The 1,637-nt window shown below is 65.4% G+C and carries 2 protein-coding genes; both read left to right on the top strand.

Annotated elements, in window-relative coordinates:
• On the top strand, positions 1-690 hold a 690-nt coding region (locus OIK44_RS25635), incomplete at its 5' end, for a branched-chain amino acid ABC transporter permease (protein ID WP_273675084.1).
• 20 nt (positions 691-710) lie between these two features.
• The coding region (locus tag OIK44_RS25630) for an ABC transporter permease subunit (protein ID WP_273675082.1) at positions 711-1,637 on the top strand (927 nt) is incomplete at its 3' end.

The raw sequence follows: 1,637 nt of genomic DNA, 5'->3' as shown, positions 1-1,637 counted from the left end.
TGCATGCTGGTCAATATCGTCATCGAGCGGGTCGCCTACCGGCGGCTGCGCAACGCGCCCCGATTGGCGCCCTTGATCACCGCCATCGGCGTGTCGATCCTGTTGCAGACGTTCGCGATGATGATCTGGGGCCGCAATCCGCTGCCCTTCCCGCAACTGCTGTCGTCCGAGCCTATCATGCTGGGCGGCGCGCTGATCTCGCAAACCCAGGTGCTGCTGCTGGTGCTGGCGGCCGCGTCGATGGGCGCGCTGGTGCTGCTGGTGGAAAAAACCAAGATGGGCCGGGCCATGCGCGCCACGGCGGAAAACCCCCGCGTGGCCGGGCTGATGGGCGTGGACTCGAACCGCGTCATCGTCGCCACCTTCGCCATCGGCGCGGCGCTGGCCGCCGTGGCCGGCGTGATGTGGGGGGCGAACTATTCGTCGATCCAGTTCGCGATGGGCTTCGTGCCGGGCCTGAAGGCCTTCTCGGCCGCGGTGCTGGGCGGCATCGGCAACATCTACGGCGCCATGATAGGCGGCATCGTGCTGGGCATTATCGAAAGCCTGGGCGCCGGCTACATCGGCGACGTCACCGGCGGCTTCCTCGGCAGCCACTACCAGGACATCTTCGCTTTCGTGGTCCTCATCATCGTCCTCACGATCCGGCCGTCCGGCATCATGGGTGAACGCGTGGCCGACCGCGCCTAAGATTCAGACAGGAAAATATCATGGCTAGTTTCTTCGACTTCGACGTCAAACACAATCCGGGCAAGGCCTACACCAGCATGGGCGTGATTCTGCTGGGCCTGCTCATCTTCCCCTTCTTCGCCGCGCAGTTCGGCAACTCGTGGGTGCGCATCATCGACATCGCGCTGCTCTACATCATGCTGGCGCTGGGCCTGAACATCGTGGTCGGCTTCGCCGGCCTGCTGGACTTGGGCTACATCGCCTTCTACGCGGTGGGCGCCTACATGACGGGCCTGCTGGCCTCGCCGCAATTCGCGGCCCTGCTGGAATCGATCGTCAACCAGTACCCGCTGCTGGGCGACTCGCTGGTGGCGCTGCTGGGCGAGGACATCCGCGCCAACGGCATCCATTTGTCGGTGTGGCTGATCGTGCCGCTGGCGGCGGCGCTGGCCGGCCTGTTCGGCGCCATCCTCGGCGCGCCGACGCTGAAGCTGCGCGGCGACTACCTGGCCATCGTGACGCTGGGCTTCGGCGAGATCATCCGCATCTTCATGAACAATTTGAACGAGCCGATCAACTTCACCAACGGCCCGCAGGGCATCAACCTGATCGACCCGATCCGCATCTTCGGCGTGTCGCTGGGCGGCGAGGCCGGCTCGAAGGCCACCGTGGTGGTGGGCGGCTTCTCGATGCCGTCGGTGAACGCGTATTACTTCCTGTTCCTGTTCCTGTGCATCGCGATCGTCTTCGTGACGACGCGGCTGCAGCACTCGCGCCTGGGGCGCGCCTGGGTGGCGATCCGCGAAGACGAAATCGCCGCCAAGGCGATGGGCATCAACACGCGCAACGTCAAGCTGCTGGCGTTCTCGATGGGCGCCTCGTTCGGCGGCGTGGCCGGGGCGATGTTCGCGTCCTTCCAGGGCTTCGTGTCGCCGGAGTCGTTCTCGCTGACGGAGTCGATCGCCGTG

Source organism: Janthinobacterium fluminis (assembly GCF_028595325.1).
GTDB classification, from domain to species: domain Bacteria; phylum Pseudomonadota; class Gammaproteobacteria; order Burkholderiales; family Burkholderiaceae_D; genus Janthinobacterium; species Janthinobacterium fluminis.
The sequence above is the reverse complement of the archived record's forward strand: the minus strand, read 5'-3'. Positions and strand labels throughout refer to the sequence as shown.